This window comes from uncultured Pontibacter sp., from assembly GCF_947492645.1.
In the GTDB taxonomy this organism is placed as follows: domain Bacteria; phylum Bacteroidota; class Bacteroidia; order Cytophagales; family Hymenobacteraceae; genus Pontibacter.
The window spans coordinates 24,814-38,979 of record NZ_CANLMZ010000009.1 but is presented as its reverse complement, the minus strand read 5'-3'; the positions used below and the strand labels follow the sequence as shown (position 1 = coordinate 38,979).

General features: G+C 45.3%; 11 protein-coding genes. 4 read left to right on the top strand and 7 right to left on the bottom strand.

Annotation, left to right across the window (positions count from 1 at the left end):
* Window positions 1-51 precede the first annotated feature (51 nt).
* Window positions 52-783, top strand: coding sequence for an ABC transporter permease (locus Q1A23_RS14235; RefSeq protein WP_299824444.1), 732 nt, complete (start codon window positions 52-54; stop codon window positions 781-783).
* Between the two features lie 33 nt (window positions 784-816).
* Window positions 817-1,587 (top strand): ATP-binding cassette domain-containing protein, encoded by a 771-nt coding sequence (locus tag Q1A23_RS14230; RefSeq protein ID WP_299824443.1) that lies wholly within the window; start codon window positions 817-819, stop codon window positions 1,585-1,587.
* A gap of 93 nt (window positions 1,588-1,680) precedes the next feature.
* On the opposite strand, the gene Q1A23_RS14225 is transcribed toward Q1A23_RS14230, so the two are convergent.
* The 4 genes from Q1A23_RS14225 to Q1A23_RS14210 form a co-directional block, all read right to left on the bottom strand.
* Complete coding sequence (locus Q1A23_RS14225; RefSeq protein WP_299824441.1) at window positions 1,681-2,985, bottom strand: nucleoside transporter C-terminal domain-containing protein; 1,305 nt, start codon at window positions 2,983-2,985, stop codon at window positions 1,681-1,683.
* A gap of 104 nt (window positions 2,986-3,089) precedes the next feature.
* A complete protein-coding gene (locus Q1A23_RS14220; protein WP_299824439.1) occupies window positions 3,090-3,698 on the bottom strand; it encodes a bifunctional nuclease family protein in 609 nt (202 codons plus the stop codon).
* A 15-nt stretch (window positions 3,699-3,713) separates the two neighbouring features.
* Entirely contained in the window at window positions 3,714-4,694 is a 981-nt protein-coding gene (locus Q1A23_RS14215; RefSeq protein WP_299824437.1) for an electron transfer flavoprotein subunit alpha/FixB family protein, read from the bottom strand.
* Between the two features lie 2 nt (window positions 4,695-4,696).
* Entirely contained in the window at window positions 4,697-5,437 is a 741-nt protein-coding gene (locus Q1A23_RS14210; protein WP_299824435.1) for an electron transfer flavoprotein subunit beta/FixA family protein, read from the bottom strand.
* A 66-nt stretch (window positions 5,438-5,503) separates the two neighbouring features.
* Between Q1A23_RS14210 and Q1A23_RS14205 the strand changes: the two genes are divergently transcribed.
* Complete coding sequence (locus Q1A23_RS14205; RefSeq protein ID WP_299824433.1) at window positions 5,504-5,836, top strand: tetratricopeptide repeat protein; 333 nt, start codon at window positions 5,504-5,506, stop codon at window positions 5,834-5,836.
* 213 nt (window positions 5,837-6,049) lie between these two features.
* Here the strand turns inward: Q1A23_RS14205 and Q1A23_RS14200 are convergent, their stop codons facing one another.
* The 3 genes from Q1A23_RS14200 to Q1A23_RS14190 all read right to left on the bottom strand — a co-directional run bounded on the left by Q1A23_RS14200 (window position 6,050) and on the right by Q1A23_RS14190 (window position 12,422).
* On the bottom strand, window positions 6,050-6,346 hold the full coding sequence (locus tag Q1A23_RS14200; protein WP_299824432.1) for an antibiotic biosynthesis monooxygenase family protein: 297 nt from the start codon (window positions 6,344-6,346) through the stop codon (window positions 6,050-6,052).
* Window positions 6,347-6,385: 39 nt separating this feature from the next.
* Window positions 6,386-8,626 carry an ATP-binding protein gene (locus tag Q1A23_RS14195; protein WP_299824431.1) on the bottom strand — a complete coding sequence of 747 codons (2,241 nt, stop codon included), beginning with the start codon at window positions 8,624-8,626 and terminating at the stop codon, window positions 6,386-6,388.
* 352 nt (window positions 8,627-8,978) lie between these two features.
* On the bottom strand, window positions 8,979-12,422 hold the full coding sequence (locus tag Q1A23_RS14190; RefSeq protein ID WP_299824430.1) for a pyruvate carboxylase: 3,444 nt from the start codon (window positions 12,420-12,422) through the stop codon (window positions 8,979-8,981).
* A 442-nt stretch (window positions 12,423-12,864) separates the two neighbouring features.
* Between Q1A23_RS14190 and Q1A23_RS14185 the strand changes: the two genes are divergently transcribed.
* Window positions 12,865-14,160 carry a TolC family protein gene (locus tag Q1A23_RS14185; RefSeq protein ID WP_299824429.1) on the top strand — a complete coding sequence of 432 codons (1,296 nt, stop codon included), beginning with the start codon at window positions 12,865-12,867 and terminating at the stop codon, window positions 14,158-14,160.
* Window positions 14,161-14,166 lie beyond the last annotated feature (6 nt).

Genomic DNA, 14,166 nt, shown 5'->3' with positions numbered 1-14,166 from the left:
ATACAGTATTTTTGTTTACAAACACGCTTTTAACCCGCATCTGAACCCCATATGCTCCAACACTTCGGAAAGTACTTGCTCTTTATGTCGAGCCTTTTCACCAGAACCGAATCGCCCAGGATACTATTTAACAGAACGATAGATGAAGCGATACTGATAGGCATCAACTCAATTGCTATTGTAGCCATTGTATCTACTTTTATCGGGGCAGTTACATGCGTGCAGGTGTCTTATAACTTGAACAATGCGTTTATACCGCGCTCTACCATAGGTTTTATGGTACGTGAAATGACGATTTTGGAACTAGCGCCTACCATTACCTCCATTGTATTGGCTGGCAAAGTGGGCTCTAACATTGCAGGCGGGCTTGGAACCATGCAAATAACAGAGCAGGTCGATGCCCTGGAGGTAATGGGTATCAACTCAAGTTCGTACCTGGTGCTGCCTAAAATACTGGCCTCGCTCTTTGTTTTCCCTTTGCTGGTAATCTTGGCAATGTTCCTGTCGATCGCCGGTGGCTATGTGGCTGGTACTGTTACTGATGCTTTAACGGCTCAGGAATACATCAGCGGTATCCGGGGTGACTTTGTTCCTTATAACATCTTATTTGCCCTGATCAAGTCTGTTGTATTTGCTTTCCTCATCTCTTCCATTTCTTCTTTCAGAGGATATTTTACCTCAGGTGGAGCTTTGGAGGTAGGCGCGGCCAGTACAACAGCCGTAACAAATAGTGTGATTGCTGTTCTTATCGCAGACTTTGTATGCGCACAACTGCTTTTGTAAAAAAGCACTCAAATACCCACAGCTTGTAAAACAATGATTGAAATACATAACATACATAAAACCTTCGGCGACAAAAAAGTACTGGATGGCATTAGCGGCGTATTTGAAACCGGCAAAACCAACCTGTTGCTGGGCGCCAGCGGTACCGGCAAAAGCGTACTGCTAAAGTGCATTGTTGGCCTCGTTAAGCCAGACCTCGGAAGCGTTACTTTTGACGGAACATACTTTACAAACAACAAACTCGACATTCGACAGGAGATTCGCCGTAAAATTGGGATGCTTTTCCAGAGCTCTGCTCTCTTCGACTCCATGACAGTAGAGCAAAACGTGGAATTCCCGCTAAAGATGTTGTCTAAAATGCCGAAAGACGAACGCTTGGACAGGGTAAACTTTTGTTTAAAGCGCGTTGGCCTGGAGAATGCAAACCGGAAGATGCCCTCGGAGCTTAGTGGCGGCATGAAAAAACGCGTAGGTATTGCACGCGCCATTGCCCCTGACTGTACTTACCTGTTCTGCGACGAACCCAACTCTGGCCTGGATCCGCTGACAGCACTTAAGATTGATGGGCTGATAAAGGAAATCACAGAAGAGTATAACATAACCACCATCGTTGTTACGCACGACATGAACTCGGTAATAGAAATCGGAGACAAAATTATGTTCCTGTACGAAGGCAAAAAGCTTTGGGAAGGCACCAGCGATAACATACTCGACTCTGACGTGAAAGAACTAAACGAGTTTATTTTTGCAAACCGCCTGATGCGCGATGCAAAGAAAGTAGAAGACGAAGGAGGAAATCTTTAAAGCTTCTCCAATTAAGAAGTATACCTATAAATAAAAGAGAGGGGCAGCCAATTTACCGGCTGCCCCTCTCTTTTATTCATAGGTGTTTGTCAATTATAAACCGTACAGCATACCTGAAACGGTAGCTGTCATCATACAGGCTAATGAAGCACCAAGCAAGGCCAGGAATCCTAATTTAGATAAGTTACCCTGCTGGCTAGGGGCCATACTACCTATACCGCCAATCTGAATGGCAATAGAGCTGAAGTTAGAGAAACCGCAAAGCGCGTATGTAGACATGATTAACGACTTAGGCGTTAGCAGGTTGGCATTCTTCATTTCAGCCAGGTCAAGGTACGCCACAAACTCGTTGATGGCAGTTTTCTGGCCAAGCAAACTACCTACTAAAAGCGTATCCTGCCACGGCACCCCCATTATAAAAGCAAATACTCTGAAGATCTGGCCAAGCAGGTACTGCAAAGAGAAACCTGAAAAACGACCGTCTGTGCTGGCAACTACCCAGCCGTTCAGGCCTGTTAGGTCACCAACAACGTCTGTTAACAGGTAATTTACAAGTGCGATAACGGCAATAAAAGCAAGCAACATACCACCAACGTTTGCGGCAAGTCTTAAGCCATCAGCAGCACCACGCGAAAGGGCATCTACCAGGTTTACGCCCAGCTGCTCCTCGTTCATCTCTAGTTGTGTATGTATCTTCTCAGGCTCGGTTTCCGGTACAAGGATTTTAGCCAGTACAATGCCTGCCGGGGCATTCATGATGGATGCTGTTAGCAAATGGGCTGCAAACACCGCCTTCTGAGCAGGATCATCACCTCCTAAAAAAGCTACATAAGCGGCTAGTACACCACCAGCCAAAGTAGCCATACCACCTGTCATAAGGCACATCAGCTCAGAGCGCGTCATGCGGCCAATGAACGGACGCACAAGCAATGGTGCCTCTGTTTGACCTAAGAAGATATTGCCTGCAGCAGATAAGCTCTCAGCACCTGACAAGCGCATTCCCTTAGACATAATCCAGGCAATACCGAAAACGATCTTCTGAAGTACACCCAGGTAATATAAACCAGCCGATACAGTTGAGAAGAAGATAATTGTTGGCAGTACCGAGAAAGCAAAGATAAAACCCAAGCCGCCATTCTGGGCAGGATTAGCCAGGTTGCCGAATAAAAATTGTGCACCTGCCTGAGAGAAATCCAAGAAAGTTACGAAACCGCGGCTAACGGCAGCAAAGCCATCAGCAACCAGGGGGACTTGTGTAACGAGTACACCAAACAGGAGTTGTAGAAAAACGCCGAAGCCAACTAGCTTCCAGTCAATGCGTTTTCTGTTTTTTGAGAATAGGAACGCAATGGCCAAAAGGACTAATAACCCGATGACCCCTCTAAAAATATCGTACATGCTTTGGCTAAAAAATTTGCCAAAAGTAACCTTAATATCTTTTAAAACAAAAAGTCCTGCACCAGTAAGGCGCAGGACTTTTAATGATTCAGATATTGTTAAAATCAGTTTCGCTTGTTCAACTCATCACGGATTTTAGCGGCCCGTTCATAATCCTCTTTTTCAAGAGCATCATTCAGCAACTTATTAAGCTCATCCACAGAAGTTTGGCTAAGAGATTCTTTTGCGCCTGTTGATGCTGAGCTGGAGGAAGCGCTGCTTTTAAGAGTCATTTCTTCACTTTCCTCTTCTTCGTCTTCCAGGTCGCTAAGTATAATGCCAGCTTCTGAAAGCACACTCTCCACCGTATAAATCGGAACACCAAAACGCAAACCTATGGCTATAGCATCTGAAGGTCGGGCATCCAATTCAAAATCTGTGGTACCATTGGTGCACATAATTTTGGAGTAAAACACACCTTCTTTCAGGTCAGAGATCAGGATCTCCGTTACCTTTACATCCATCTGCTCAGCAAAGGACTTAAACAAGTCGTGGGTGAGTGGGCGGTTTGGATTGATTTTCTCTATTTGTATGGCAATAGATTGTGCCTCGAACATGCCGATAATAATCGGAAGCCTTCTGTTTCCGTCTCTTTCACCTAAAACCAAAGCAAACGAACCCGTTTGCGATTGGCTAGATGAAAGCCCGAGTATCTCTAACTGAATTTTCTTCACAGTATTCTTCTAAGTCTATTTGTCTAAAGCCTTGGCAGCTTCAATTAATTTAGGAACTACGTCGAAAGCGTCTCCAACGATGCCATAATCGGCAGCTTTAAAGAATGGCGCCTCCGGATCCTTATTAATAACGACAATAACTTTAGAAGAGTTAACCCCTGCCAAGTGCTGAATGGCACCTGATATACCAATGGCGATGTACAAGTTAGGGCTTACAGTAATACCCGTTTGGCCTACGTGCTCGTGGTGAGGTCTCCAGTCAAGGTCAGACACAGGCTTAGAGCAAGCAGTTGCCGCACCCAATGCTTTTGCCAGATCCTCAACCAGGTGCCAGTTCTCAGGGCCTTTTAAGCCACGGCCGCCAGATACCACGATTTCAGCTTCAGGAAGTAAAATACCACCGTCTGTATCCTGCATTACTGTCTCTTTTGGAGCAGCAGCAAAATCAGCATCAGCCAGATCAGCAGAAAGCTTTTCTACAGCAGCTGTGCTTCCGCCGTTGCTGGAAACTTCGAATGCGTTTTTCTTTACAGCGATGATTTTCACATCAGAAGTAAGGGCAACATCAGCAAAAGCTTTACCCGAGAAAACACCACGTGTTACTACAAACTGGCCACCGTCTGTTTTCGGAAGCGTAGTTACGTTTGTAGCAAGCGACCCGTTTAAGCGTACAGCCAGTTTAGAACCTACAGCCGCACCAATGTTCGAGTTAGCGAACACCAACACTTTTGCGCTTTCCTGCTGAGCAGCTTTGGCAATAACTTTTACATAGGCATCAGCCACAAACTGGTTCAGGCGGCTGTCGGCATCGTACAACACTTTGCTTATTCCCTGTTCGCCAAGTTTAGCTAGCGCCTCTTCGTGCACCTCACCGATAGCAACTGCCGTAGCGCTTGTACCTAACGTTTGTGCAACCTGGCTGCCGTAAGCGGCAGCCTCTAACGAGGATTTCTTTATCTCTCCGTTTAGACCTTCTACAAATACTAATACAGACATGGTTATAGTACTTTAGCTTCGTTTCTTAATAATGCGATCAACTCTCCTGCGTTTTCAGGGTCAATCATCTTTACACCGCCTTTTTTCTCAGGCTTGCTATAGCCAACATACTCCGCTTTTGCTTCGGCGCCAACAGGCTCTCTTACAGCTAAAGGCTTTGTACGGGCAGTCATGATACCGCGCATGTTCGGAATTCTTGGCTCTGACATAGGCTGCTGTGCGCTGGCCACAAAAGGCAGCTTCACTTCCACCACTTCTTTACCTCCCTCAATTTCACGCTCCAGACGGGCTGTGCTGTCATCAACCATATCCAGTTTAAAGGCTGGCGTTACCGACGGAATGCCGAGCATCTCGCCTACCATATTGTGTACCTGGAAACCGTTATAGTCGATAGACTCTTTGCCCATCAGGATCATGTCGTAGTTATTTTCTTTGGCTACGGCAGTAATTTGCTGCGCCACAAAGAAAGCATCTTTTGGATGTGCGTTTACACGGATGGCGTCGTCTGCTCCAATGGCAAGCGCCTTGCGGATGTTCGGTTCAGCATCGGCCTCTCCTACGTTCAAAACTGTTACAGTACCGCCCTTCGCCTCTTTAATTTCGATGGCTCTGGTTAGTGCGTACTCGTCCCAAGGGTTGATAACAAACTGAACGCCATTTTTGTCGAACTCTTTGTTATCGCCTGTGAAGTTGATCTTTGAAGTAGTATCGGGAACGTTACTGATGCAAACTAATATTTTCATATGCGAAATGTTAGCTTATTAAAAGTTAAATTTGTGCGAAGTTAGTTAAAATATAGCCAAATCGAAATGTCTCAAAACAGATTAGAACAACTTTTCAAGTTCCTTGAAGAGGACCCAAACGACGCTTTTACTTTATATGCCATTGCTACGGAATACCGCAATACTGACAAGCAAAAGGCGATGGAGTACTACGAAAAATTGCTAGCCGAACATGAGAACTACGTAGGTACGTATTACCACGCAGCCAAACTATACGAAGAGTTTGGACAGAACGATGTAGCAGAAAGCATTTATAAGAAAGGAATGCAGATTAGCCGAAAAGAAGGCAACCTACACGCTTTCTCTGAACTGCAGCAGGCCTACAATAAAATGATGGGCCTGGATTACGAGGATGACTAGTATTACCCCGTACTGCTTGCTTCAAAAATAGTATGCATGCAGCATATTTGCAAGTACTATTTATAAAACTGCTATCGCTGTATTTTGTTACAGAATATTAGACTTTGCTACTTTAATTGGCTGCATGTCCTTAAAAGAAAAGGGTAAGACAATTGGGTGTTTACACATTGTGTCTCAATTGTTTTACCCTTTAAGCTTTTTACTTTAAAGTTCTTAGCCACTTATATGGTTAAAGTATAGCACCTTAGAGCTGTGTGGCACCAACTTTAGTCCTTTAGGTATGTCCTGGTGCGATGCACGCATGTGGTTCTTATACCATACTGTATAATGCTCTTCGTCTGTCCAGTAGGTCATCAACCAGATCTCGTTAGGGTTATCTTTGGCACTCATCACATCCATCTTCACAAACCCGGGAGCGTTGTCGACGAGGTGCGGGCGGTTAATAAAAGCATCCCTTACTTCGGGTGCCATATCATTTGCAATAGTAAATGTACTAACAGCTATAAACATAAATCAGAATTCAAATAAACTATAAAATTACAGGCCGCCTTAAGCTTTGGGAGCCTGGAGGCAAACAGTAAACGTGCTGCCTACAGCAGGTTCGCTTTTAACAGAGATACTGCCACCAAGTGTTTCGGTTTGTACTTTCGTTAAGTATAATCCTAGTCCCTTCGCATCCTTGTTTTTATGGAAGGTGGTATAAAGGTTAAACAATTTATCTTCGACTTTCTCCATATCCATGCCTTGCCCGTTATCTGAAACTGCAAAGCAAAGCTGCCCATTATCTTTCCAGGACTTTATGTGTATCTCTGGTCTTCTGTGGGGTGAGCGGTATTTTAATGCGTTTGACAGCAGGTTGTGGGCTATACTTTCGAGGTATACTTTCGGCACAAAAAAGTTATGCTCCTGCAGGTCTGTTGTTACAACGGCATCAGTCTGCATAAGTATACTTTGCAGGTTTTCCAGCTCTTTCGAGATTACATCTTCCAGGTTAACCTCCTGCTGCACAAGTTCACGGCTTAGCTCACTCTTCACGATCAGGTTCAGGTCGTCTATCGTAGCGGCCATGTTATCGATAACCCCATTGATACGATGTATAACTTCGGAGGCAACCTCTAATTCCGGCTCTGCCTGATACAGGTTATACAAGCCTCTTATGTTGTTCATCGGCGAACGCAGGTTATGAGTAATGATATGCGCAAAATCCTCAAGGCGTTTATTTTTAGCCTTGAGTGCATCCGCCGAGGAGGTTAGCTCATTATTGAGATTTTTTAGGGTAACGGCTTGGCTCCTAAGTATAAATGCCACCACATCCTTTAGCATCACCTGGGTAATTTCCAGTTCATTCAGGGTCCAGGGCAACGACTTACCTCTTACTACCTGAGCCCATTTTTCAAACGATTTGCGCGGGTGCATACGCACCTTTTGCATATCATAGGGCTTTTCAGGGTTTCCAGCCCAAATGCGAGTCTCCTGTATCTCTGGCTTAAAGTATAAAATATACTCTTTGTTATACTTCGAGATTTCGAGTGCCAGCAATCCGCTCGCCTTTGTTTTGTAAGCTTCGGCAGGTGGATATACTGCCGACAGTTGCCTGGTATGAAAAGCCAATTCAGATTTTGTAACCGATAACCACTTTACAAGCTCCTGCAGTTCTTCAGCAGCAGGAGTATCGCCAATGGTATACCATCGTTTGTTAATGCTGATTGCTGCCCCCGAGGCACCTGTAATGCTAAGTAAATTACATTCCGGGTTAAACAAGCCTTCTACAATGTTTTTGCTTTCAATTACTTGGCTTATCAGTTTCTCCTCCTGCCCTTTGTAACTCGCCATTAGTTGCATATCCTTTTTCTCTTGCCCGGCAAGTATGGCGTTCGCAAAGGCTTGTGCAGCCCACAAGCACATTTGCCGCTTCCAGAAATCAATGAAGACCGGAGAAAGATGCTGGCAGGCAATAATCCCCCAAAGCTTGCCCTGCACCATAATAGAAACAGACAATGTGGCCTGCACTTCCATGTTTGCCAGGTACTCCAAGTGGATTTCAGAAGGGTTGCGCAGCTCTGAAAGTATAATATTAGCAGGCTCGCCTGTGCGTGGGTTAATATAAGGCGCTATATGGACGGCCTTTGCTTTTGCATCCGGAATCTGGCGCACGTGCTTTACCTCGAGCAGGGCACGTGCCTGGGCTGGTATATCGCTAGCCGGAAAATGTTGGTGAAGGTAAGAATTAGAGCCAGGAACAACTTCTTCAGCGATAACTTCCCCATTCCACTCTTCGTCAAAGCGGTACAGCATAACCCGATCATAGTTAAGAACTTGCTGCACATAACCAACAACTAAATCCGCCTGTGCTGCAAGCGAATCAAGAGAATTTAAGGTAGACAGAAAGGAAGTATACTTTGATTGAAACGCAAGCACTTCAAGATCTGTGGCGTTGCGCTGATAAGGTTCACATTCAACAACCAGCCTTCCCTCCGACTGATGAATAAATCCAAAAAACTGCTTTCCCTGTACCTGCAGTAGTTGCGGGTTTATGTTATCTACATTTTTTAGGATCGCTTCAAGTATACTATATTCACCTGCTGTTGTGAGCACCTCCAAGGTGTTCCCGTACAGTAGCGCTGGGTCAACGTCCAGAAAAGAAGATATGTTTTCACTTAACTGCTCAACTGTAAGCGTTTTGCTGTTCAGAATAAGCATAAAACCATGCGGCTGTACGCGCCCTATTACATGTATAGGTTCCCGGTCGCAGTTAGAGAGGTCTACATTTAGATTGGGGTAGTTTTGCATAAACTATTCTACCGCTGCCCACAAAGCAAAAACAGCTGGTAAGTGATTATATTACATAGGTTTTAAAAGCAGTAAAATAAGCTCGCAAGTAGATGCATAACATCCAATGCCCGTAGCAGCCGCCCTTTATGCTAAAATATTTGGTGCACGTTAGGTACGGCAAATTACATTTATTTAAAAAATATCCACTAATTATTGTTTAACCATTTATCATCCTGCGCTAAAAAACCGCAACTGAATCTGATTGAATCTCAGATTCGAAGCAGCTACAGGCTTATTCCAGCTTACAGGATAATAAAATAGCCAGCACATTTGAGGTACTGGCTATTTTGACTGTACGTTATATCTCTTTCTAAGAAAGTGTCAGCACTAAATCATCTGTGTTTACAAGTGATCCTTCTGGCAAATGAACAGACCCAACCTGCGTATCTTCTGAGGCTGTAATGGTGGTTTCCATTTTCATGGCCTCGATAATAAACAATGGCGTGTTCTTTTTAACCTGCTGCTCTTTCTCAACCAAAATTTTGGACAGCAAGCCCTGTAGCGGAGCACCTACATGCTTCGGGTTTGCTTTATCTATTTTCTGGTGTTGCACCCGTTCCACTTTTACTGCGTTATCGCGCACTTCAATGTTACGTGTCTGGCCATTTAGCTTAAAGAACAGGGTGCGCATGCCGTCGTCATTTACAGGCCCCATCGACTGGAACTTGATAACGATTGACTTACCCCGTGCAATATCGATGATAGCCTCTTCGCCGGGTTGCATGCCGTAGAAAAACAAGCGTGTCGGAATTTTAGAAACATCACCATACAGCTCGTAATGCTTCTTATAATCTTCGTATACTTTAGGATACAGTTGGTACGACAGAAACTCCAGGAAACTGCACTCTTTGCCAAACTTCTCCTGGAATGCCGCAAACTCCTCATCAAAGTTTATTGGTTCCAAGTGCTCGTTGGGCCTGTCCGTAAACGGCTTGTCGTCTTTCAAAACAATATCCTGTATCTTTTTCGGAAACCCTCCTACCGGCTGGCCCAGGTTGCCTTTAAAGAACGACTGCACAGAATCCGGGAACGAAATCTGATCGCCACGCTCCAGCACATCTACCGGCGTCAGGTTGTTAGACACCAAGTATAAAGCCATATCGCCTACCACTTTAGAACTAGGCGTTACTTTTACCACATCGCCAAACAGTTGGTTTACTTCTGCATAAGTCTCCTTAATAGTTTCCCACTTGTCGCCTAGCCCAAGTGCATTTGCCTGTGGCCGCAGGTTGGAGTATTGCCCACCCGGTATTTCGTGGCGGTATACTTCGGCGGTACCGGCCTTCAAGCCAGACTCGAATGGATAATAATACTCACGTACTGTTTCCCAATAGTTGGAATGGCGGTTCAGACTAACCTGATCGAACTCGCGGTGGCGCTCCTGGAAGCGCATCATCTCCACAACAGAGTTAAAATTTGGCTGCGATGTTAAGCCCGACATAGAGCCAAGCGCCACATCCACCACGTCTACTCCCGCTTCTATTGCCTTTAAGTATGTTGCAGATTGTATAGAAGCCGTATCGTGGGTGTGCAGATGGATCGGTATTTTAACGGTGTCGCGGAGCGCCTCTACCAGCAGCGTGGCAGCATAAGGCTTGAGCAAACCGGCCATGTCTTTAATAGCGAGGATGTGTGCCCCGGCATCTTCTATTTGTTTAGCCAGTTGCAGGTAATATTCTAACGTATACTTTGTCTTGTTCGGGTTTAGGATATCGCCTGTGTAACAAATGGCGCCCTCTGCCAAACCTTGGGTGCGCTTGCGCACAAAGTTTATGCATGGCTCCATACTTTTCATCCAGTTAAGCGAGTCAAACACCCGGAAAATGTCAACGCCAGTCTCCCAAGATTTCTCTACAAAAGACTCGATCAGGTTATCAGGATAAGCTTTGTAGCCAACCCCGTTTGAGCCACGAATCAGCATTTGCAGAAGTATGTTCGGAACAGCTTTTCTGATCAGGGCGAGTCTCTCCCATGGGTCTTCGTGCAGAAAGCGCAGGCACACATCAAAGGTAGCGCCACCCCATACTTCCATACTAAAGGTTTGCGGATGGTCTTTGGCAAAACCCTCTGCAATCTTCAGCATGTCAAAGGTACGCATCCTGGTTGCCAGCAACGACTGGTGCCCGTCCCGGAAAGTAGTATCGGTGTAATGTATCAGCGGGTCGTTGCGCAGCCACTTTGAGAATTCGTCAGGGCCAAGCTCAGTAAGGAGGTCTTTTGTGCCTTTCTCGTAAGGCTGGTTAAGGCGCTGGCCAAAAAAATCTGGTTTGCGAAGCACTCTGTCCTTCTCAACTTTCTTTACATCAGGGTTACCATTCACTATCACGTTGCCCAAAAAGGTAAGCATTTTGGTAGCCCTGTCTTTGCGCTGCTTAAATACAAACAGTTCCGGGTGTGTTTTGATGAAATCGACAGTATACGCTGAAGAAATAAACTCCGGGTGATTGATGATGTTTTGCAGGAACTGGATGTTTTGCTTCACACCACGGATACGGAACTCATCGAGGGTTCGCGACATTTTCATGGCGGCATGGCGCAGCGTTGGCGCATGCGACGATACTTTAACCAGCAGCGAATCAAAGAACGGGCTTATTTTAGCCCCTTGGTACACGCTGCCCTGGTCCAGGCGAATGCCAAAACCACCGGCGCTACGATAGGCAATTACAGTACCATAGTCCGGTTTAAAATCGTTCTCTGGGTCCTCGGTTGTAATGCGGCATTGGATAGCCACGCCATTGGCACGCACTTTATGGTTCGGGCCTAAGAGCACCTCTTCGTTATCCAAAGTATAGCCGTCGGCGATAAAAATCTGCGTTTTGATCAAGTCGATGCCGGTAATCATTTCCGTAACCGTGTGCTCTACCTGAATGCGCGGGTTTACTTCGATAAAGTAGATATTATTGGTATGAGGCTCAACTAAAAACTCCACCGTACCTACGTTGTTGTAGTTTACAGCCTTGCATATTTTAATCGAATAATCGTATAGTTTCTGCTTTGTCTCCTGGTCCAGGCTGATGGCTGGAGCTACCTCCACTACTTTCTGGAAACGGCGCTGCACCGAACAGTCGCGCTCAAACAAATGGGTGATGTTGCCATAGTTATCTGCCACAATCTGCACTTCAATGTGCTTCGGATTCTCCACATACTTCTCCAGGAAAAGCGTGTCGTCGCCAAAGGCTTTCAAAGCTTCATTTTTAGCCTCAAAAAAGCCTCTCTCCAGTTGTTCGTCGTCACGGATAACACGCATGCCACGGCCACCACCTCCGGCTGCCGCTTTCAGCATCAGCGGGTAACCAATGCGGTGCGCCTCTTCCAGAGCGGTTTCGTAGGTATTCAGGTCAAGGTCGTTGCTTTGAATAATAGGCACCTCACAGCTTAGTGCCACTTTTTTTGCTGCAATTTTATCGCCTAACGAAGCCATTACTGTAGGTTTCGGACCGATAAAAATTATTCCGTTATCGGCACACTTTTGTGAAAAGTGCTGATTCTCTGACAGGAATCCGTAGCCAGGATGAATCGCATCCACACCGTTTTCTTTGGCTATTTTGATAATGCCGTCTATGTCGAGGTAAGGCTGCAGCGGCTGGTTGTCTTTGCCAATCTGATACGCTTCGTCGGCTTTGTAACGGTGCAGTGAATACCTGTCTTCATAAGTATAAATGGCAACTGTCTCGATGTTAAGTTCGGTGCAGGCGCGCAGCACACGTATAGCAATCTCGCCACGGTTAGCAACAAGTACTTTTTTTATTTTCATATAAGGTGAGATGAAGTAAGTTTTTTGATTTAAAGGCTCAGCAACACTTATCCGCAGGTAAAACAGCAGCACCTTTCAGCGGCCACCTGGGATTTAAGATCACTTCTAAAAACACCTGTTCTTACAGCATTTTTCCTTATAAGGTTATAATTCAATTTATACTATACTTAGAACTTATCTGACATAGAATGTTGCAATAAACTTAATAGTTAAAACAGTAGTCCCTAAGAAAAGCAACTTCAGCCTATATACTTGCTCTGTTAGCAAGTTAATCAAGGAAAATAATAGCAAAGCTAAGCCACAAGCCTTATTTACGAAATGCAGAGAGCCTCCCCTGCAGATATATTTCTTTGAGAAACGAATTCTAATCTCATTCTAATCTCAGTCTAATTCCGCTCTAATAACTCGGTTCTACCTTTGGCAGCAACTAAAACAGAACAGTATGTTTAACCGAATCTTTCACTTATTACTTTCACTTGCAGCTTTTCTGCTTTTACAGCAGGCGAGGGCACTTTCGCCTTTACCTGCTACATCCGATACATTGCGGGTTGACTTAGCTGATGTCGAGCAACTCTTCATGCAGCAAAACCTCCCCCTGCTAGCCCAGAAGTATAACATTGAAGCTTCTCGGGCTGCCATTGTAAAGGCAAAACTGTTTGAGAATCCGGAACTGTCGGTAGAGCAGAATATCTATAATTCAAATACCAGACGTTATTTTGAGACAAGACGTAACGGACAAAATGTTGTACAGTTGCAACAGTTATTTCACTTGGCAGGCCAGCGCAACAAACGCATTCGCGTGGAACAGTTTAACAGCCGTCTTACTGAACATGAGTACTATGACCTTGTCCGTACTCTTCGCCTCGAACTCCGCAGCAGCTACCTTGATTTACACTATCAACTGCAGCAATACCGCCTATTAAACGAACATGCATTATCCGTTGAGAAGCTGGTAAATGCATTTGATGGGCAGTACCAGAAAGGCAATGTTGCCCTGAAAGAGGTGATCCGCCTGAAGGCACTCCTACTGGCATTAGAAAACCAACAACTAGAACTGGTAAACCAGATCAACCAGAACCAAAGCGATCTTCGCTTATTAACGGCCTCCCCGACTACAGCATTCTTCTTACCAGTAATTGACGAAGCCAGTATAGAAGGCGCCAACACAGGTATGCTGACTTTTGACCAGGCTCTACAACTGGCACAGGAAAACCGATCTGATTTGCAGGTGGCCAGCACCAGCATTTTACGCCAGGAAGCCGTAGTGAAGTATGAAAAAGCGCAGGCTGTACCTGATATTTCGTTGGGGGGCATTTATGACCGTGCCGGCAGCATCATGTACAACTACACAGGTATTACCCTTCAAATGTCTCTCCCACTCTGGAACCGCAACCAAGGCAACATCAAGATTGCCAAAACAGAGCTGGAAAAAAGCAAAATACTGCTCTCACAGCGGCAACTGCAGGTTGAAAATGAAGTAATGCAGGCTTTGCAAGCCCTCCGGGAAGCAGAGCAGCTATACAGCAGAACAGACCCCAATCTAAGCACGGATTATAAACGCCTGATCGGAGGTGTGACTGAAAATTTCGCCAAGCGCAATATTAGCCTAATCGAGTTTATCGATTATTACGAGACCTATACCGAAACCATGACCCAGCTGCTGCAACTACGAAACAGCCGCATACGCGCCATTGAAGAACTAAATTATACAGTGGGTTTTCCACTCATCACCTACTAACTGACA

What these genes read in the sequence shown, in the direction of transcription:
- Q1A23_RS14235 (WP_299824444.1), top strand. Translation starts at nt 52, where the DNA reads ATGCTCCAACACTTCGGAAAGTACTTGCTCTTTATGTCGAGCCTTTTC.
- Q1A23_RS14230 (WP_299824443.1), top strand. Translation starts at nt 817, where the DNA reads ATGATTGAAATACATAACATACATAAAACCTTCGGCGACAAAAAAGTA.
- Q1A23_RS14225 (WP_299824441.1), bottom strand. Translation starts at nt 2,985, where the DNA reads ATGTACGATATTTTTAGAGGGGTCATCGGGTTATTAGTCCTTTTGGCC.
- Q1A23_RS14215 (WP_299824437.1), bottom strand. Translation starts at nt 4,694, where the DNA reads ATGTCTGTATTAGTATTTGTAGAAGGTCTAAACGGAGAGATAAAGAAA.
- Q1A23_RS14210 (WP_299824435.1), bottom strand. Translation starts at nt 5,437, where the DNA reads ATGAAAATATTAGTTTGCATCAGTAACGTTCCCGATACTACTTCAAAG.
- Q1A23_RS14205 (WP_299824433.1), top strand. Translation starts at nt 5,504, where the DNA reads ATGTCTCAAAACAGATTAGAACAACTTTTCAAGTTCCTTGAAGAGGAC.
- Q1A23_RS14200 (WP_299824432.1), bottom strand. Translation starts at nt 6,346, where the DNA reads ATGTTTATAGCTGTTAGTACATTTACTATTGCAAATGATATGGCACCC.
- Q1A23_RS14195 (WP_299824431.1), bottom strand. Translation starts at nt 8,626, where the DNA reads ATGCAAAACTACCCCAATCTAAATGTAGACCTCTCTAACTGCGACCGG.
- Q1A23_RS14190 (WP_299824430.1), bottom strand. Translation starts at nt 12,422, where the DNA reads ATGAAAATAAAAAAAGTACTTGTTGCTAACCGTGGCGAGATTGCTATA.
- Q1A23_RS14185 (WP_299824429.1), top strand. Translation starts at nt 12,865, where the DNA reads ATGTTTAACCGAATCTTTCACTTATTACTTTCACTTGCAGCTTTTCTG.